Annotated in this window: 18 protein-coding genes; 5 read left to right on the forward strand and 13 right to left on the reverse strand. The window is 68.4% G+C overall.

Annotated elements, in window-relative coordinates; genetic code table 11:
• Positions 1-127: 127 nt before the first annotated feature.
• Entirely contained in the window at positions 128-499 is a 372-nt protein-coding gene (locus AB0F51_RS32785) for a YciI family protein (RefSeq protein ID WP_360286083.1), read from the reverse strand.
• 135 nt (positions 500-634) lie between these two features.
• Between AB0F51_RS32785 and AB0F51_RS32790 the strand changes: the two genes are divergently transcribed.
• Positions 635-2,092 (forward strand): NAD(P)/FAD-dependent oxidoreductase, encoded by a 1,458-nt coding sequence (locus AB0F51_RS32790; protein ID WP_360286084.1) that lies wholly within the window; start codon positions 635-637, stop codon positions 2,090-2,092.
• Here the strand turns inward: AB0F51_RS32790 and AB0F51_RS32795 are convergent.
• Positions 2,061-2,822: a phosphotransferase gene (locus AB0F51_RS32795; protein WP_360286085.1), complete on the reverse strand. Its 762-nt coding sequence runs from the start codon at positions 2,820-2,822 to the stop codon at positions 2,061-2,063. The genes AB0F51_RS32790 and AB0F51_RS32795 overlap by 32 nt on opposite strands.
• Before the next feature lie 123 nt (positions 2,823-2,945).
• Between AB0F51_RS32795 and AB0F51_RS32800 the strand changes: the two genes are divergently transcribed.
• Positions 2,946-3,797 (forward strand): alpha/beta hydrolase, encoded by an 852-nt coding sequence (locus AB0F51_RS32800; protein WP_360286087.1) that lies wholly within the window; start codon positions 2,946-2,948, stop codon positions 3,795-3,797.
• Here the strand turns inward: AB0F51_RS32800 and AB0F51_RS32805 are convergent.
• A complete protein-coding gene (locus AB0F51_RS32805) occupies positions 3,794-4,954 on the reverse strand; it encodes a citrate/2-methylcitrate synthase (RefSeq protein WP_360286089.1) in 1,161 nt (386 codons plus the stop codon). The two genes, AB0F51_RS32800 and AB0F51_RS32805, sit on opposite strands and share 4 nt — an antisense overlap.
• Before the next feature lie 75 nt (positions 4,955-5,029).
• Between AB0F51_RS32805 and AB0F51_RS32810 the strand changes: the two genes are divergently transcribed.
• Positions 5,030-6,241, forward strand: coding sequence for a citrate/2-methylcitrate synthase (locus AB0F51_RS32810; RefSeq protein WP_360286091.1), 1,212 nt, complete (start codon positions 5,030-5,032; stop codon positions 6,239-6,241).
• On the opposite strand, the gene AB0F51_RS32815 is transcribed toward AB0F51_RS32810, so the two are convergent.
• The 3 genes from AB0F51_RS32815 to AB0F51_RS32825 are packed head-to-tail and all read right to left on the reverse strand — an operon-like array spanning position 6,234 to position 9,587.
• Entirely contained in the window at positions 6,234-7,601 is a 1,368-nt protein-coding gene (locus tag AB0F51_RS32815; protein ID WP_360286092.1) for a hypothetical protein, read from the reverse strand. The two genes, AB0F51_RS32810 and AB0F51_RS32815, sit on opposite strands and share 8 nt — an antisense overlap.
• A 34-nt stretch (positions 7,602-7,635) precedes the next feature.
• Positions 7,636-8,550, reverse strand: a complete 915-nt coding sequence (locus AB0F51_RS32820) for a MurR/RpiR family transcriptional regulator (RefSeq protein WP_360286094.1) — start codon at positions 8,548-8,550, stop codon at positions 7,636-7,638.
• A gap of 17 nt (positions 8,551-8,567) precedes the next feature.
• On the reverse strand, positions 8,568-9,587 hold the full coding sequence (locus AB0F51_RS32825; RefSeq protein ID WP_360286095.1) for an SMP-30/gluconolactonase/LRE family protein: 1,020 nt from the start codon (positions 9,585-9,587) through the stop codon (positions 8,568-8,570).
• Positions 9,588-9,681: 94 nt separating this feature from the next.
• On the opposite strand from AB0F51_RS32825, the gene AB0F51_RS32830 reads away from it, so the two are divergent.
• On the forward strand, positions 9,682-10,128 hold the full coding sequence (locus tag AB0F51_RS32830) for a MarR family transcriptional regulator (protein ID WP_360286097.1): 447 nt from the start codon (positions 9,682-9,684) through the stop codon (positions 10,126-10,128).
• A 19-nt stretch (positions 10,129-10,147) separates the two neighbouring features.
• On the opposite strand, the gene AB0F51_RS32835 is transcribed toward AB0F51_RS32830, so the two are convergent.
• From AB0F51_RS32835 to AB0F51_RS32850, 4 genes are all read right to left on the reverse strand, one after another.
• Positions 10,148-11,107, reverse strand: a complete 960-nt coding sequence (locus tag AB0F51_RS32835; RefSeq protein ID WP_360286099.1) for a tetratricopeptide repeat protein — start codon at positions 11,105-11,107, stop codon at positions 10,148-10,150.
• Positions 11,108-11,141: 34 nt separating this feature from the next.
• Entirely contained in the window at positions 11,142-13,025 is a 1,884-nt protein-coding gene (locus AB0F51_RS32840) for an NAD-binding protein (RefSeq protein ID WP_360286100.1), read from the reverse strand.
• Entirely contained in the window at positions 12,946-14,619 is a 1,674-nt protein-coding gene (locus tag AB0F51_RS32845; RefSeq protein WP_360286101.1) for a methylmalonyl-CoA mutase family protein, read from the reverse strand. The genes AB0F51_RS32840 and AB0F51_RS32845 overlap by 80 nt, the downstream gene beginning before the upstream one ends.
• Positions 14,620-14,710: 91 nt before the next feature.
• The gene (locus AB0F51_RS32850; protein ID WP_360286103.1) at positions 14,711-15,214 is read right to left on the reverse strand and encodes a MarR family transcriptional regulator; all 504 of its coding nucleotides are present in this window, start codon (positions 15,212-15,214) and stop codon (positions 14,711-14,713) included.
• A 69-nt stretch (positions 15,215-15,283) separates the two neighbouring features.
• Between AB0F51_RS32850 and AB0F51_RS32855 the strand changes: the two genes are divergently transcribed.
• The gene (locus AB0F51_RS32855) at positions 15,284-16,030 is read left to right on the forward strand and encodes a maleylpyruvate isomerase family mycothiol-dependent enzyme (RefSeq protein ID WP_360286104.1); all 747 of its coding nucleotides are present in this window, start codon (positions 15,284-15,286) and stop codon (positions 16,028-16,030) included.
• 10 nt (positions 16,031-16,040) lie between these two features.
• Here the strand turns inward: AB0F51_RS32855 and AB0F51_RS32860 are convergent, their stop codons facing one another.
• The 3 genes from AB0F51_RS32860 to AB0F51_RS32870 all read right to left on the reverse strand — a co-directional run bounded on the left by AB0F51_RS32860 (position 16,041) and on the right by AB0F51_RS32870 (position 17,499).
• Complete coding sequence (locus tag AB0F51_RS32860; RefSeq protein WP_360286106.1) at positions 16,041-16,394, reverse strand: VOC family protein; 354 nt, start codon at positions 16,392-16,394, stop codon at positions 16,041-16,043.
• Between the two features lie 125 nt (positions 16,395-16,519).
• Entirely contained in the window at positions 16,520-17,242 is a 723-nt protein-coding gene (locus AB0F51_RS32865) for a PH domain-containing protein (protein WP_360286108.1), read from the reverse strand.
• 98 nt (positions 17,243-17,340) lie between these two features.
• Positions 17,341-17,499, reverse strand: coding sequence for a hypothetical protein (locus tag AB0F51_RS32870; protein WP_360286109.1), 159 nt, complete (start codon positions 17,497-17,499; stop codon positions 17,341-17,343).
• Positions 17,500-18,073: the final 574 nt, after the last annotated feature.

Raw genomic sequence — 18,073 nt, forward strand, 5'->3', positions numbered from 1 at the left:
GTGGGTGGGGGGGAGGCGCGCCCGCACCGGGGTGGGCGCGGCGCCGGGGTGGCGCACCTGGGTGGTCGCTGTGCCCGGCGGCGGGGAAGGCGGGCGGGGTGGCGCGCCCGGAGGGGTGTGGGTGGGGTTAGGGGGTGGGTGGGGTTGAGTCGGGGGAGGTGTCCATGACGGGGCGGACTTCTACGTTGGCGGAGGGGCAGAGTTTGGCCAACGTGAGGGCCTGGTCTAGGTCTTTGCAGTCGAGGAGGTAGTAGCCGCCTAGGGCTTCCTTGGTTTCGATGAAGGGGCCGTCGGTGACGATCGGGTCGCCGTTGCCCTGCTTCACCGTGCTTGCCGTGGTCGACCGCTCCAGGGCCGCGCCGCCGAGGATCTGGGCGCCGGCTGCCTCGACCGCCTCCGCGAAGGCGCCGTGCAGCTTCATCGCTTCCTGCCAGGCCTCGGGGGTGACGTTGTCGTAGAACTCTTCGCTGTCGTACAGCAGGAACATGTACTGCGCCATGACTGGCTCCCTCGTCTCGGGGGTTTCCTTGGACATCTTGCTGACGAACGACTCCCGGCGGAATCGACAACACACCCAGGATGATTTCTTCGCCTACCGTTGACCATGTACTCAACAGGACCCCAGGAGGAACCCGTGGTGCACCTGGACGTGCTGATCGTCGGCGCCGGCCTGTCCGGAATCGGCGCCGCCTACCGCCTCCAGACCCAGGCGCCGAGCCACTCGTACGCGATCCTCGAGGCCCGTGACGATCTCGGCGGCACCTGGGACCTCTTCCGCTACCCGGGCGTCCGCTCGGACAGCGACATGTTCACGCTCGGCTTCCCCTTCCACCCGTGGAAGGCGGCGAAGGCGATCGCGGACGGCCCGTCGATCCTGGAGTACCTGCACGAGACGGCACAGACGTACGGGATCGACAAGCACATCCGGTTCGGGCAGCGGGTGCTCCGGGCGTCGTGGTCGTCCGAGGACGCGCTGTGGACAGTAGAGACAAGCGGCGACTCGTACACCTGCTCGTTCCTCTACGTCTGCAGCGGCTACTACGACTACGACAGCGGGTACGTCGTCGACTTCCCCGGCATCAACGACTTCCAAGGGCAGGTCGTGCACCCGCAGCACTGGCCCCAGGACCTCGACTACACCGGCAAGCGCGTCGTAGTCATCGGCAGCGGTGCAACCGCCGTCACGCTGGTACCGGCGATGGCACCCGCCGCTGCCCACGTCACCATGCTGCAGCGCTCCCCCAGCTACGTCGCCTCCCGCCCCGCCTCCGACGCCTTCTCGGACAAGCTCCGGGCAGTCCTGCCGGAGAGACTGGCTCACCACGTGATCCGCGGCAAGAACGTGGCATTCAGCAGTGCCGTGTACGCCGCCTTCCGTCGCTGGCCGGCGCACGCGGCCTGGCTACTCAACAGCCGGGTCGCCAAGCTCCTCCCCGAGTCTGTCCCCATCGACCCGCACTTCACGCCGCAGTACAAGCCGTGGGACCAGCGCCTGTGTCTGGTGCCTGACGCAGACCTCTTCCAGGCGTTGCGGGACGGTAGTGCCTCAGTGGTGACGGGTGAGATCGACACCTTCACCAGCGACGGCATCCGGCTGCGCACCGGTGAGGAGCTGCCCGCGGACCTCGTGGTGACTGCCACCGGCCTGCAGATGGTCGCCCTGGGCAAGATCGACCTCACCGTCGACGGCCGCCACGTGCACCCGCACGAGACCTTTGTCTACAAAGGCATGATGCTGAGCGGCGTACCCAACCTCGCCTGGTGCATCGGCTACACCAACAACTCCTGGACCCTCCGCTCCGACCTGACCTCGCAGTACGTCTGCCGGCTCCTCAAACACCTGGACGCGACCGGCACCACCATCTGCGTACCGGAGATCGACCCAGCCGAGTACGACGCTCCGCCGCGTCCTGTGGTCGACCTGTCCTCCGGCTACATCCGCCGCGCGGCAGGCCGCCTCCCCCGGCAGGGCTCGAACGGCCCCTGGCGTCTCCGCCAGAACTACCCCCGAGACATCGTGGCCCTCCGCTACGGCCGAGTCGCCGACGGCACCATGCAGTTCAGATCCGCCGAAGCGCGTCTAGCTGGCTGAGAGCTACTCGCAGATCCTGATCCCGGCCAGCAGCCAGCATCCGCTGGTAGGCGGGATCGCTGGCGGCGGCCGCGGTCATCACGGCGAGCTGCAAGGTCAGCCGTTCGCCGATGAGGCCGAGCATGTCGTCGGTGGTGCCCTCCCAGCCGTACTCGCGCAGGAACAGCTCAAGCCGGGGCAACCGCGAGCCAAGGTCGGTGAAGCCTTCAGCCGCTACGACGTGGGCGGCATGCAGCGGAGTCCAGGAGAAGGCGACCCACGCGACATCCAACTCCGGGCGCACAGGCCCGGCCATGTCCCAGTCGACGAAACCGACCAGGCCGGTGTCGTTCCACACGGCGTTGTACGGCGCAGCGTCGTTGTGGGCCACGATCATGCCCGGCTGCCACACCTCGCCCTCGCGCCAGCACGCGCCTTCAGGCGGAACGAAGTCCGCGACAGCCGCGTGGTAGCTCCGCAGCCACCGTGCGACGTCCACCAAAGCCGACGAACTGTGCGTCCACACCGGCCACGGGCGCTCGTTCCCCACTGTCTCCCCGGCCAGGAAGCTGACCATCTCCCGCCCGTCGGCGTCCACTCCCAACGCACGGGGAGCACCCGCGAATCCGGCCGCCTCCAGATGAGCCAGCAGCGCATGGACCGCCGGGGTCCACGCCCCCGCAGTACGCCGTACTACGCGGTCGACCAGTGAGGCACCGCCGTCGAATCCACCCTCCAGCCGCTCATCCATGCCCCCAGCCTGCCAGCCGAACCAGTTCACGTCTGACCGAAACCGGTCGACGAGACCCCCTGGCGGCTTCACGATGGGGCGATGGAGAGTCCTGAGGTTCGGTACGACCGATTGCAGAATCGCATGTTGAAGCTGTACCGCGAAGGCCGGCAGCGGGAGGTACTTGAGCTGCTGGAGGAGGTAGACGCCGACCTCGCGCCCTGGAGTGCTGAGCTCGCGCACTTCGAGGCGTGCATGCATGGGTCGCTAGGTGATGCGGATGCGGCGTTGAAGGTCCTGCAGCGAGCCAGCGCGGCCGGCGCCTGGTGGCACGAGTCGCTGCTGGTGGAGGACGACGACCTCGCCGTACTGCGAGATCGTCCCGAGCTCGCGGAGTTGGTGAAGGTCTCGCGCGAGCGCACAGCGAACGGCGTCGCTTCCTGGACGGTGCAGTTGCCGGACGGCGATGCGGCGGTGGCCGGTGTCGTCGTCGCTCTGCACGGCGCGGGGCAGCATGCGGCCAGGGCCGCGCAGGACTGGGCGTCCGTCGTTGGGCTCGGGTATGCGCTGGTGGCGATCGACTCGTCGCAGCTGATCTCGACGAAGTTCCGTACCTGGTTCGATCGCGACCTCACGGTCCGGGACATCGCCGCTGCGCTGGCCGACCTGCCGGAAGAACTCCGTGGGCTGCCGGTGATCGCGGCCGGCTTCTCCAACGGCGGACGCGCCGCCCTCGAGTGGGCACTCACCGCCGGCCCGGTGCCGGTCGACGGTGTCATCCTCCTCGGCCCGTCCCTCCGAGAACTCCCGGCGACAGCCGCCAACCCATTGTCCCCGGCAACAATCTTCGTCGGTACCGAGGACAACGCGCTGGCCGGCGTCGACCGAGCCGCCGACCAGCTGACCAGCTTGGGCTTCGACATAGTCCGCATCCCCGGCCTCAACCACACCGCTCCCCCGGACCTGGCCGACCGCCTGGCCCAGCTGCTCGGCTAGCCCTCGGTGGGGACGGGAGCGGGCGGAGGCGGGCCGACGTAGCGGGCGGCGGGGCGGATGATCTTGGGGTCGGTGGACTGTTCGAGGATGTTGGCGGTCCAGCCGATGACCCGGCTGGTGGCGAAGGTCGGGGTGAACATGGCTCGGGGCAGGTCGCACAGGGACATCACCACGCCGGCGTAGAACTCGACGTTGGCGTAGAGGTTGCGGCCCGGCTTGAGCTCGGCCAGTACGTCGACGATGCGCTGCTCGACCGTCGTGGCGAAGTCGACCAGGTCGCCGCCGAGTTCCCGGGCGATGTCGCGCAGCATCACCGACCGCGGATCCTCCGTGCGGTACACCGCGTGGCCGAAACCCATGATCCGGTCACCGGCCGAGACCTTGGCGCGGACCCAGGCGTCGATGCGGTCCGGCGTACCGATCTCGTCGAGGCTGGCGAGCGCGCGGTCGGGGGCGCCGCCGTGCAGCGGGCCGGAGAAGGCGCCGATGGCTCCGGCGACGGCCGACACCACGTCGGCGCCGGTCGAGGCGATCACCCGGGCGGTGAAGGTGGACGCGTTGAAGCCGTGGTCGATCGTCGAGATCAGGTAGTGCTCGATCGCGCGCTCCTTGGCCGGCTCCGGCTCCTCACCCGTCACCAGGTAGAGCCAGTTGGCGGCAGTCGACAGGTCAGCCCGCGGCTCGAGCGGCTCGCGTCCTTCGCGCAGGCGGTGGAGCGCCGCCAGGATCGTCGGCGTGACCGCGCAGACGAGCATCGCGTCCGCCTTACGGCGTACCGGGTCCGCATCCCACAGGGGTGGGAGCTCGCGGGCTGCGGCGAGCAGGGACAGCGCAGTACGGAGGCCTGCGAGTGGGTTGAAGGATGAGCCCGCAGCGGCGATCGCAGGTAGAGCAGCCTGTACTTCGGGCGGCAGCACGCGCAGCGGAGCGAGTTCGGCGCTGAAGGTCGCGCGTTCGGCTGCGGTCGGTAGATGTCCTTCGTAGAGCAGGAACCAGACGTCCTCGACCGTCTTCGACCGGGACAGGTCAATCGCGGAGTACTGCCGGTAGTGGTAGAACCCCTCGTCACCACGGACGTCGCCGAGCCGGGTCTCGGTCACGACGACGTTGCGCAGCCCAGGGGGAACATCGATCGGTCCTTCGACTGTGATGGTCATGGGATTCAGAGTTGATCCGCAATCAAGTATTGTCAATGTTGATCCAGTCAACATAGCCAGTTCCGGGAGCGCAGGATGGCGCAGCAGGGTGACGAGAATTACCTGACCACGGCCGAGGTCGCCCGCCGGCTCAACGTGAAGCCGGCGACGATCTACGCCTACGTCAGTCGCGGCCAACTCACCAGCGTCCGCGCCCGGGGCAGCCGAGGCAGCCTGTTCGCCGCCGCCGAGGTCGAGCGACTCGCGAGCCGCAGCGTCGAGCATCCCGGCGTGGTCGAGCGGATCGAGACGGAGCTCTCGCTGCTGCAGGGCGACGAGTTGTACTACCGCGGTCACCCGGTCCGGGAGCTCGCCACCACGCAGACCTTCGAGTCGGTCGCCGAACTCCTGTGGACCGGCGACCTCGCACCGAGCGAGCCCTTCGCGGCACCACCCGAGCTCGTGCAGCTGGCCCGGTCGGCGATGGCGGTCGCGCCGCCCGGAGCACGGATGGTCGACCTGTTGCGGATCGCGGTCGCGGTCCTGGGCGCCGCGGACCCGCTCAGGTTCGACCTCACCCCGGCCTCGATCACCGCCGCCTCCCGGCAATTACTCGCAGCCCTGGCCGAAGCCTTGCCCGGGGCAACCAACGACGGAGGTATCGGCGGGGCACCCGCCGACGGCGGCATCCGCGACGCACCCGTCGGCGGCGGCTTCGCGACCAAACTCTGGCCGAAGCTGTCAGCACGTCCCGCCCAAGCCCGCACTCTCGAGGCCGCGCTCATCCTGCTGGCCGATCACGGGCTGGCGGCATCGACCATCGCCGCACGCGTCGCCGCCAGCGCCCGAGCCAACCTGTACTCCGTGGTGTCGGCGGGCCTCGGCGCCCTCGACGGGCACTACCACGGCGCCGCGACGACACTGGCATACCAATTCCTGGATCGCGCTCTGGACGACCCGGTCAAGGCACTGTCCGACGAACTCCGATCAGGCCAGTCGCTCCCCGGTTTCGGCCATCGCATCTACCAGCACAGCGATCCCCGGGCGGAAGTGCTGTTCGGATTGCTGGAAGGCGAGCCGGTGATGGATCGGGTCCACGACATCACCGCGAAGGTGAACAGCTTTCCGAACAGCGATCTCGCGCTGGCCGCGATGATGCACGCCTACGACTTGCACCCCGATGCGGGCGAGGCACTGTTCGCGCTCGCCCGCATCGTCGGCTGGACCGGCCACGCGCTGGAGGAGTACGCCGAACCAGGACTCAGGTTCCGCGCCCTCGGCAACTACACCGGCCCCGCGGTCACCTGACCTTCAGTCGGAGCAAGGTGGCGGCACCCGGCGCAAGACTCACCGGTACGCCGCTGCCGCGCGCCCCGCCGTACGACTTCGAGATCGGCTGGAAGACGTCCACCCCGTAGACCTTCGCCGGATCGACCACAACGGTCGCTCGTGCCGCAGCACTGTGCGAACGGTTCGCGACCAACAGCCAGCGATCCTTGATCGCTGCGTCGCGACTGCGGAAGGTGCCGACGACAACAGGTTGACCGTTGATCGCCGTGACGAGATCGGTCGGCGCGAAACCCACCGTCCCGTTGGGCAACGGGTTCTCGTTGGCGTGCACGACGGATTCCGAGATCAGCGGCTTCAGCTCACGCCCGACCTGGTGCAGCCAGGTGGTGTTGATCTTCTGTGACGCGTAGTACCGGCTCGTCCGCTGGCCGTCGACAGTGATCAATGCCGGACCGAACCCTTCTCCGCGAGCGGCCTCCGGCGTCCAGTAGGTGAAGTACTGGATGCCCTTGGCGCCATACGCGAGGCTGACGTTGACCTGCCAGAGCAGCTCGGCCGCAGTCGGCTCGCGATGATTGTCATAGGCAAGCGTCTGGATGAAAACCCACGCCGGTACGTCGCCGCGCAGCGCCGCGTCGCGCACGATCGCCCAGTTGTGGAAGTAGTTCGGGTCCTCGCGCCCCTCGGAGAGCAACGGGTAGCGGTCGAACGAGACGAGCGACGGCTTCACGATGTCGACGAAGTCGCGGTAGTACGCCGGATCGTTGGACGGGAACAGGTTGACGTACGGCAACAACTGGGGTGCCAGCTCGCGGGAGACGGCCAGCGCCTTGGCCAACGTGCCGAACCAGCCGGCCCCCGGCTCGTCGTAGAAGTTGAAGCCGGCCAGCGACGAGTAGGGGCCATAGGCGTTGCGGGCGCGGGTGTAGAACTCGCGCGCCTCGGCCGGCGTGATGCTGAGGAAGTCGGCGGGGTTGTCCGAGATGGAGAACCAGCGGGACATGTTGCGGATCTGGATGTCGTCGGAGATCAGCATCTTCAACCCGGCATCGCGGGCGAGCCTGAGCTGGTGCTGGAAGATGTTGCCGTCGCCCGCGTAGTTCCCGGAGATGACGAAGTCGAAGCCGGCCTCGGCGATCTCGGCGAACCGCGCCGGAGTGCTCGCGTAGGGATGCGGCGGCCAGAACAGCCCGACCGGGAACTCCGGCCCACCCGTCAACGACAGGCTGTCGGGCGACGGAATCGCAGTACTGGAAGGCACCGCGGAGGCTGAGGCCGAGGCTGGAGTGACGCCTGTTGCCAGAGCGGCCGCGGTGGCGCCGGCGCCGAGCAGCAGTGAACGACGGCTGGGTCCGAGGATCTGGTGGGGGCTTTGCATTTGTACTCCTCTGTGGCGGATGAGGATTGCTTAGCTAGCCAGGGGTGCGTCTGGTGCGGTGGCTGGAGACGGCCTCTGCGGTCGCGTCGAAGGCCTGTTCCGAGAGGGTGTAGTCGCGCTGGGCGACGCCGATGTAGAGGGCGTCGAGGACGAGCATCTGGGCGTGCCGGCCGGAGAGTCCGCCGGTGCGGAAGGTGACGTCGCGGGCGGCGGTGAGCAGGACGACGTCGGCAGCACGGGCCAGCGGCGACCGCGGATAGTTGGTGATGGCAATGGTTCGGGCGCCTTGCCGGCCGGCCCGCTGGAGGGGTTCCAGTACTTCGATCGTCTCGCCGCTGTGTGAGATGCCGACGGCAACATCTCCCACGCCGAGCAGTGCCGCACTGGTGAGCGCGTTGTGGACATCGCTCCAGCAGTTGGCGCCTCGCCCGATCCGGTGCAGCCGCAGGCGGAGATCCTCCGCGACGCAGGCGGACCCGCTGACGGCGTACAGGTCGATCCGGCGGGCGTCGGAGATCGCACGAACTGCTTCGCCGAGCGCCGCGACGTCGAGTTCCGCGACGGTGTCCTCGAGTGCTCTCGCGTCGGCTCTGAGCAACGTGCGCAGTACCTCGCTGAGGCTGTCGTCCGGCCCGACCTCGGCGCCGGCTCCCCGCTCCCAGCTCGTACTGGTCCGGCCGCTCTCGGCCGCCAGGGTCAGCCGCAGTTCGGCGTACCCGCTGAGGCCGAGAGCCAGGCAGAACCGGGTCACGCTCGGCAGCGACGTACCGCACCGGGCGGCCAGCTCACCGATCGTGGACGACGCCACGGCCGCGGGATCGCGCAGTACCTCGTGCGCGACCCGGACCTGCGCCGGACTCAGGTCCGGCAGCAGGCCGTGGATCCGCGCTTCAAGGCTTGGCGGCGGCGACTCGAGAACACTTACGTGAATGATTCTCAGAACGTCCAACGCACAATGTCAATAGTTCACACGCGCTGAAGGTCGAACTGATCCGATTGCCCACCACCGAGCAGTACGTCGATCCGCCCGCTGAGCACGTAGGCACCGTGCGGCGACAACGCGACCGTGGTCGGCCCTGCGATCGGCAACGGCTTCGCGCTGACCACCTGAGCAGAGCGGTAGTCATCGCTGCTCCGGAGCACGCTCACCCTGTCGGCGCCCGGAGCACCCAGAGCGTTGGTCACGACGACCAGCCGCCGATCACGCGTCAGAGCAAGTCCGTCGCCACCGACCAGCGGCTGCGCCAGCTTCACCTGACTGATCTGCCCTCGCAGCGTGATGCGGAACAGCCGGCCCGAGTCGTACTGCACAGCGAGCAGATACCCCGCCGGATCCCAGACGATCCCGTTCATCCCGATCGACGTGCCCTGCAGCCTCGGATCGCGGACCAGCACCGAAGCCTTGCCGGTCGGGGTGATCCGGTAGATCGCGTCCGCCGCGGGATCGGTCACGTAGGCGTTGCCGGCCCGGTCGATCGCCAGGTCATTGGCACCGTGCTTGCCACCGGCCGGATTCAGGTGCGGGGTGTTGAGATCGACCCGGTGCTGCAGCCGGCCGGTCCTGAGGTTGTAGATGGCAACGCCGGACTGCCGGTACGTCGTCGCCGGCGTCGAGCCCTCGCCGTTGCCGATATCCGCGTAGGTGACGAGGAATCTGTTGCGCACGGCATCGACATGCAACCCGAAGGTCGAAACCCCGGGCGCCTGCTGGACCAGCACCCGCACCCGGCCGGCCTTGTCCACCACGTTGATCCGGCCGGTCGCCATCGAACCAACGAGAAACGCCTGCCGGGTCGGATCCCAGGTCACACCCTCCGGATACCGATCCGCTGTCACTCCACTCACCGTCGCCGGCCACCGGCCACCGGCCTCACTCACCGGAGCCGGCCGACGGTCGCCCGCCTCATTCACCGGCGAAGCGACAGCCGGTACTACGAACGCGCTCGCCAGCACGACCACCGTCGTCGCGATGCGTCGGAACATCATGGTCCTCCCTCGATTGGATACGAGCATGGACATTAATCAGACCTCTGATGCTTGTCAATGCACATAGCCATCCACCGGTTCGTACCATGGGGTCATGCGGATGTCATTCGACGAGCGGCTCGGTAGTCACCTCAAACGGGTCGAGCTCGACCTGACCACCGCGAAGGCGGCCGCCGTGAAACCGGCCGGGCTGACCGTTCCGCAGTACGCCGCGCTGTTCGTGCTGGACGAACAGCCGGGGATCTCAGCGGCCGAGCTGGCGCGCCGCTGTCTGGTCACTCCGCAGACGATGACCACGATCCTGCGCAACCTGGAGTCGGCCGAACTGGTCGAGCGGACTCCTCACCCATTGCACCGCCATGTCATCGAGACCCGCCCGACGCCGGCCGGGCGCAAGGCGCTCGAAGAGGCCGACAAGCGGGCCACAGAGGTCGAACGCCGGCTGGCAGCGGCTTTCACGACCGAAGAGCTCGACACCCTCCGCGCCCTACTCGCCCGCTGCTCAGAATCCCTGACCACCGACCCCATCCTCAAGAGCTGATGGGGCCGGGGCCGGGCGGTTAGAACAGGGCAGCCATCAGGCGACGACGAGCCTTCACCACGCGCTCGTCGTCGGTGCCCACTACCTCGAAAAGCTCCAGCAGGTGGAGACGGACCTTGTCACGTTCGTCGCCGGCGGTGAGCTGGATCGTCTTGATCAGGCGCGCGAACGCGTCGTCGACGTGACCGCCCATCAGGTCCACGTCGGCGACCAGCATCTGCGCCTCGATGTCCTCGGGGTTGTCCGCGGCCCGCGTGCGCACCTCGGCCGGGACGTCGCGCGTCCGCTTCACCAGCTGCACCCGGGACAGCCCGGCCTTGGCCTCCGCGTCGTTCGGCGTCTCCCGCAGCAGCGCCTCGTACGCCGTGATCGCACCGTCCAGGTCGCCCGCGGCCACCGCGTTTTCGGCGGCCTCGTACCGCGGGTCCGGCTCCGGCTCGGCAGCGGCCGGGGCATCGCCGACCGGGCCGACCGGGTCGGTGCGGCCGGTGATGCCGTTCGCCACCGCGACCGTCAGCAACTGGTCGACGTACTGGCGGGCCTCGGCGTCGGAGACAGCACCCTGGAAGAGCGGGACGACCTGACCACGCAGTACGGCGATCACCAGCGGGATCGTCTGGACGCCGACCGCCTGAGCCAGCTGCGGGTTCGCGTCGATGTCGATCCGGGTCAGCAGGAACTTGCCGGCGTACTCGCTGGAGAGCTGGATCAGGACCGGGCTGAGCGCCGTCGACGCCTCCGAGCGCGGCGACCAGAACTCGACCACCACGGGGACCTGCAGGGAGCGCTCGATCACGTCCGCCTGGAAGGTCTGCTCGGTCACGTTCAGCACGTAAGCGCCGCCCGCCGAGGCGCCCGGGCCACCCGGCGCGGCACCAGCGCCACCGGGACCGCCCGGTGCGCTGCCGGGCCGCGCTGGCGGCTTGCGCAGGGACGACAGGTCGATCGCTCCGGGTCGGCTGAAGTTCGGCTGGCTCACCACTGTCCTCGCATTCCGTGCTCACTGCGTACGTTCATGGGTCCATCCTCCCCGACGCGCCCGTACGGTGTGGCGCGCGGGTGGCCAGGAGCAGCCGGGCAAGCCCGCTGCGGGTGCCGGCGACCGCGATCCGGGTGCCTGGCTCGACGGTCTTGTCGAAGGCCGGCGACCAGTCCCAGGGCCCGCTGCCTTCCAGCCTGGCCAGGACCCGCAGGCCGTTCGCCTCGTCCAGCTCGCCCAGCCGTTTGCCGACGGCAACCGAGTTCGGCTCGACGGTGACCTCGGTCAGCAGCAGGACGCGGCGACCGGCCGGGACAGTCGTCTGGCTGCGCCGGTTCGCGGCCGCGGCGGCGATGGCCGGTGCGACCAGCATCGACACCGACCGGCTGTGCCCGAGGCCGAGCTGCCGCTCGACCCGTTGCGCCAGGTCGTGGTCGAACATCCGCATGGTGATCCGGGCGTCCGGATTCAGCTCGTGCACGACCATCGCGGTCTCGAGGTTCGTGATGTCGCCGTTGGTGATCGCGAGCATCGACTTGCAGCGCTGGACGCCGGCCGAGCGCAGCGTCTCCTCGTTGCTGCTGTCCCCGATGATCACCGGGATCCGCAGCCGGTGCGCGGTCTGTACGCCGGGAGCGTCCTCGTCGTGCTCCACCCCGACCACGGCGACACCGCGTTCACTCAGGATCTCGAGCACTCGCGCACCGACCGTGCCGAGACCGCAAACGATGACGTGGTTGCGGGGCCGGCCACGCACTCCGCCGATCACCCGGGACAGCCGTGCGCCGATCAGGGAGTCGACGATCACGGCCGTGAGCAGGGCCATCAGCACGATGCCGGTCAGCTGGACGACGACCGCCGCGATCTTGGCTCCGGGCGAGGCGTTGGAGAAGGTGTCGTCCTCGATCCCGGCCGACGTGACCGCGCCTGCCGCCAGGTAGAGCGCGCGGATCCAGTCGATGTTGGCGATCCAGTGCGTCAGCGCAGTGCCGACGACCACCAGGCCGGCCATCACTGCGACGATGGTCCGGACCCGCCGGTCGATGACGTCCCGGGTGGCCATCAGCCAGCCCGCCCGGCGGACGTCCCTGGTCCGCCAGACCGGCCGTACTCCGGTGCCGAGCACGATGTCGCCCGTCGGGTCGTGGCTCTCCGTGGGCAGCAGTTCGGGGGTCGCCGACGAGGTGGTGTCGGCCAGCACGGTCAGGTGCGGTTCGCGGATCAGGTCGGCGGGGCCGGCCACCATCCGCCGGCCGCCGAGGTCGACCCAGGTCAGCTCGTCATCCTCCAGCGCGTCGGCCACGAAGGCCGGAGCGGCCAGCGACGGGCCTGAGATGACCACGCAGTCGCCGAGCAGTTCGTGCAGCTGACCGCCGAGTCGCGGGTTGACCATCTGGATGATGATCCGCAGGTTGGGATCCATGTCCCGCGCGGTCAGCGCGGTGTGCACGTTGCGGACGTCGTCGGCGTCGAGCAGGACCAGGGCCCGCGCGCTCACGGCCGAGTCGGCGGCGGCATCGATTCCAGCGCGGCGTAGTACGGCCTCGCTGAGCACCCGGACACCGATCACCTGGGCGCCGAGCTCACCGATGCGCTCGAAGTGCCGGGAGTCGGGATTGACGATCGCGGTGACGTGTTCGCCGGAGCTCACCAGCTCGGTGACCACCCGGAGCATCGGCCGGTCGGAACCGCAGACGACAACACCGCGACCGTCGCCGGACGGCGTGGACCCGCCACCTTCCGGGCCCTTACCGCCGTTGCCGCCCCCGCCCCAGCGGCGGGGCGACTTGCCACCGCCGCCGCCCGGGCCGGCCGCTCCGTCTGTCTCCGCCTGCTCCTCAGAAGCGGGCGGGCTCTCGGTATTCGCCCCATTCGACCCGAAGAACGTGACAGATCTCCCCCATCGTGGCCTCCGCACGCGCCGCCTCCAGCATGGGCTCGATCAAGTTGCCGGTCCCTCTGGATGCCTCGACCAGCGCCGCTAGCGTACGACGCACCAGGTCCTCGTCGCGCCCGGACTTGCGAGCCGCGAGCACGCGGCACTGCTCGATCTCGACTTCGTGGCTGACCCGGAGGATCTTCAACTGGCCCGCGACGGTGTCGGTCTGGGTGTTGACGCCGACGATCTTCTTCTCGCCCTTCTCCAGCTTCTGCTGGTACTCGAAGGCCGCGTCGGCGATCTCGGCCATGAACCAGCCGTCCTCGATCCCGCGCAGGATGCCACCGGTCATCGTGCCGTCCGGGCTCATCTCCTTGATCCGGGCAAAGATCTCCTCCGCCTCGGCTTCGAGCTTGTCGGTCAGCGCCTCGACGTACCAGGAACCACCGAGCGGGTCCGCGACGTTGGTGACGCCGATCTCCTCCATCAGCACCGACTGGGTCCGCAGCGCGATCTCGGCCGACTCCTCGGTCGGCAGGGCCAGCGTCTCGTCCAGCGCGTTGGTGTGCAGCGAGTTGGTGCCGCCGAGGATCGCGGCCAGCGCCTCGACCGCAGTACGGACGACGTTGAGATGCGGCTGCTGGGCGGTCAGCGAAACGCCCGCGGTCTGGGTGTGGAACCGCAGCCACTGCGCCTTGTCGGTCTTCGCGCCGTACACGTCACGCAGCCAACGGGCCCAGATCCGCCGGCCGGCCCGGAACTTGGCGATCTCCTCGAAGAAGTCCAGGTGGCTGTCGAAGAAGAACGACAGGCCGGGCGCGAAGGTGTCGATGTCGAGACCACGGCTGAGCCCGAGTTCGACGTACCCGAAACCGTCCGCCAGCGTGTAGGCCAGCTCCTGTGCGGCCGTCGAGCCTGCCTCGCGGATGTGGTAGCCGGAGACCGACAACGGCTTGTACGCCGGGATGTTGGCCGCGCAGTACTCCATCAGGTCGCCGATCAGGCGCAGGTGCGGCTCCGGCGGGAAGAGCCACTCCTTCTGCGCGATGTACTCCTTGAAGATGTCGGTCTGCAGGGTGCCGTTGAGCTTGCTGATGTCGGCGCCCTGCCGCTCGGCCGCGACCAGGTACATCACGAAGGCCGGTACGGCGGGTCCGGAGATCGTCATCGAGGTGGTGACGTCCTGCAGCGGGATGTCCTTGAACAGCCGGTCCATGTCGATCGCACTGTCGATCGCGACCCCGCAGTGACCGACCTCGCCGAGCGACTTGGGGTCGTCGGAGTCGCGGCCCATCAACGTCGGCATGTCGAAGGCGACCGACAGACCGCCACCGCCGGAGTTGAGGATCATCTTGTACCGCTCGTTGGTGTCCTCGGCGTTGCCGAACCCGGCGAACTGGCGGATCGTCCAGGTGCGGCCGCGGTACCCGGTGGCGTACAGACCGCGGGTGAACGGGAACTCGCCCGGCCAGCCGATCCGCTCCATCCGGGGGTCGTCGTAGCCTTCCGGCGGGCCGTAGACGGGCTCTACCTCGGTGCCCGACAGGGTGGTGAAATCGGCCTCACGGCGGCGCGACGCGTCGTACCGCTGCTGCCACCGACGCTGCCCTTCAGCGATCCGCTCGGCATCCATCACGTCCTCCTCGGGTTGGTCACTCCCCCAAAGTACTTGGACGTCCTACTAAATTCCACTTCGCGCGTGCCCGAAGCTGGTGATTTCGGGGTCAGGTGAAATCGCCGGCGGTCCGGCGGAGGGGAAGCAGGACCGACCAGAGCATCTCGAGCTGGTCGTCGGTGAGGCCGCGCAGGGCGAAATCGGCGGCGACGAGGTCGGCAGTAGCCCGCTCCACCAGGTCGCGACCTTCCGGGGTGATCTCGCACAGAATCGCGCGCCCGTCGTCGGGGTGCGGCGTACGGGTGACCAGCCCGGCCGTCTCGAGCCGGCGGACGATCGAGGTGACCGAGGTCGGATGGACCTGCAGGCGTTCGCCCATCTTGCCGAGCGGCAGCGAACCGCGCCGGGAGAACGTCAGCAGGACCAGCGCCTCGAACCGGGCGAAGGTCAGGCCGTGCTTCTTGAGGATCTCGTCGAGCTCGCCGATCACGATCTGCTGGGCGCGCATCAAGGACGTGACCGCGCGCATCTGCTCGACGGCACCCCACCGGCGCCCCCACTGCCGCGAAGCCTCGTCGATCGGGTCGAACGGCAACGGTTTCTTCCTCGCCATGCCGCAACGTTAACGGTTCGGTGCCGCCTGCCCCCGGAAACTGTCGGCGGTTGGTGGCATCCTCTGTGCATGTCCCTGCCGCCCGAACGTGCTGACTTCTATCTCGCCTGCCTCCAAGCCGACTCCGCCCGCCTCGCCGAGGTCGGCCGGCTCGGCCTGTCCGACCCCGTCCCGAGCTGCCCCGGCTGGACGGTGGACGACGTACTGCGTCATGTCGCGACCGTCTACCTGCACAAGATCGAGGTACTCCGTCTGGGAGCCCGGCCGGAGCCCTGGCCCCCGAACCTCGACGACCGCGAAACGCTCGAGCTGTACGACGAGACCCGCGCCGCGATCCCCGAAGCCCTGGTGCAGGCCGGCACCGAGAAGCCGACGTGGACCTTCTCGCCCACGGACGAGACCTCGGCCTTCTGGTACCGCCGGATGGCCCTGGAGACCGTCGTCCACCGCGTCGACGCCGAGCTCGCGCACGACGTGGTCACGCCGGTGGACCGCGAACTGGCCCTGGACGGGATCGACGAGATCCTGACGGTGATGCTGGGCGGCCCATGGTGGGAGGAGGGCGACACCAAGCACCCGGTCGACGCCACCATCCGGATCACCGCCGAAGGCCGCTCCTGGACCGTCCGCCTCGACGCGACCAGCGTGACCGTCACCCCCGGCGCCGACGGTGACGTCGACGCCGAGGTCTTCGGCGACCCCGACGAGCTCTTCCTGTGGCTGTGGGGCCGCCACGACCTGAACATGGAGCAGTCGGCCGGCGACGACACCGCAGTACAGGAGTTCCGCGCCCGCCTCGCCGAGGCCACGCTCTAAGGGCCGGCTGCTACTTCTCCGGGTCCTGGATCAGTCCGAGGACGTTGCCGTCGAGATCGGTGAAGGTGGCTACCAAGCGACCTTCACCGACGTCGCGCGGCGAGTCCTTCACGCTGGCGCCCGCTTCCTTCACCTCGGCCAGCTTCGCCTCGATGTCCGCCACGTGCCAGTACGCCGTCACCGAGTCCGGGCTCTGCGGCCCCTTCGGCACCAGCCCGATGTGCTGCCCTGCCGCGTCGAAGCCGACGTAGTACGCCGACTCGACCTGCGGCTTGATCCCGAGCAGAGCGGCGTACACCGCCGTCGCCTTCTCCACGTCCTCGACCGGATGCAACACGGTCTGGATTCCCAGGGTCTCAGTCATCATTCACTCCTGCGGTGAGGGCCCGAAGGCCTGCTGTCTTCGTGCTCCTCACGCTATTTCGGCCGTACCCCGCGATGCTTCTTGATTCCTGACCGCTTGGGCGGCGGGGCGGGCCGTAGTACGAGCTAGTCCTGGTCCGGGTCGTCGGTCCAGTTGGCTCGTTCCGAGTTGAAGATCGACTTGCTGGACGTGCCGACGGCTCGGGAGGTCGCGTGGTGGCTCGGCGCCGGGGTGGTCGCGTTGGTGACCTCGACCGCCGGGTTCATGCCGACTGGACCGGTACCGTCGTCATCGGAATCGTCGTCGTCGCCCTGGACGACATCGACACTCGCGGAAGCCCGCAGGCCGGTGCGCTGAATGACGCGCTGGATGGTCAGGTCACGGTCGTCGGGCCGGCTGACGTACTTGATCTCGCGGAAACCCTGGTCCTGCGCGGCGGACTCGAAGACGAAGTGGCCGTAGCCGAACATCCGCCCGACGATCGGCTTCTGCAGCGTGATGTCGAGGATTCGCGCGATCGGGGTGGTCGCGACGGTCTGCGAGAAGACCCCGCGGATCCGCATCACCCGCATGTTGGTGACCACGAACCGGTCGCGATGCTCGGTGAGAAACTGCCAGAACGCATGCCCGAGCAGAACCAGCACGATCACCAGCAGCACCCCGGCACCGGTGATCGACAGCCAGAGCATCGTCACCAGCAAGGCTGCAGCCAGCACGACCTCGAGCATCGGCACGACGAACACCACCCAGTGGTGCCGCACCTCGTCGATGACGACCTCGCCCTCGTCCGAGATCAGATGGCGCCTGACCTTGGGATCGAAGATCCTGAAGAGGCCTATTCCGGCCATCCGCTCACTCCCCTGTTCACCCCGCTGTCGGCCCCACGGCCCTCACTACAGCCAAGTGTCCCGCACGAAAGCTCGGTACGGGACACCTGACTGAAGGCTCAGTTGAACAGCGCGGACAGGAAGACGATCACGCTCGAGAACGCATCGCCGACGGCCGCGAACGCACCTCCCACGGCATCCGCGGCACCTCTGGGCTGTGTGAACAGATAGAACGCCGCAAAGGCGATGACCAGCCAGATCAGCAGCTTCTTCGGCATGTCACCACTCCTCGTTCGCAACCAATTCGGTCGACTGTGTTGTATCACGGATAGTCACCAACTGTCACTGACTGAACACAGCCCACCGCACAATGCTCACCAGCTTCAAGATCCATTCTGTAACGGATCAGGGGGCACGGCAGCAACCGGCGCGCCGCCGTGAGACGAGCGTAGTTGAACCGGCCCGATCGGCGCCTCCTTGCCCGCTTCCGGATGTGACAGAGAGTCGCCAAGTGTGTCAGTGAAGCTGGGTCCCCACGCCGGCGCCACGTTCGCTCCTTCGTCGCTCACACGGCGCTGAGCTCCCACCCACCCGGGGGCGCGGGCTCCTGCGTCGCCCGCTTGGTGAAACCGATCGGGGTGCTCCGGCGCTGAGTGTTCCCCACGCTGGCGCCTGCGCTCGCTCCTGCGTCGCTCACTGCGGCGCTGGCTCCCACCCACCCCGGGCGCGGGCTCCTCCGTCGCCCGCTTGGTGAAAGCAGCCGGTTGGCGCGGGGACTGTTTCGAGCGGTGACTGTGGAGGCGGCGAGCGGGCTCCTGTCTCGCCCCTGACCCGCTGACTCGCTGATCCGAC

The organism is Kribbella sp. NPDC023855, assembly GCF_040639475.1.
In the GTDB taxonomy this organism is placed as follows: Bacteria; Actinomycetota; Actinomycetes; order Propionibacteriales; family Kribbellaceae; genus Kribbella.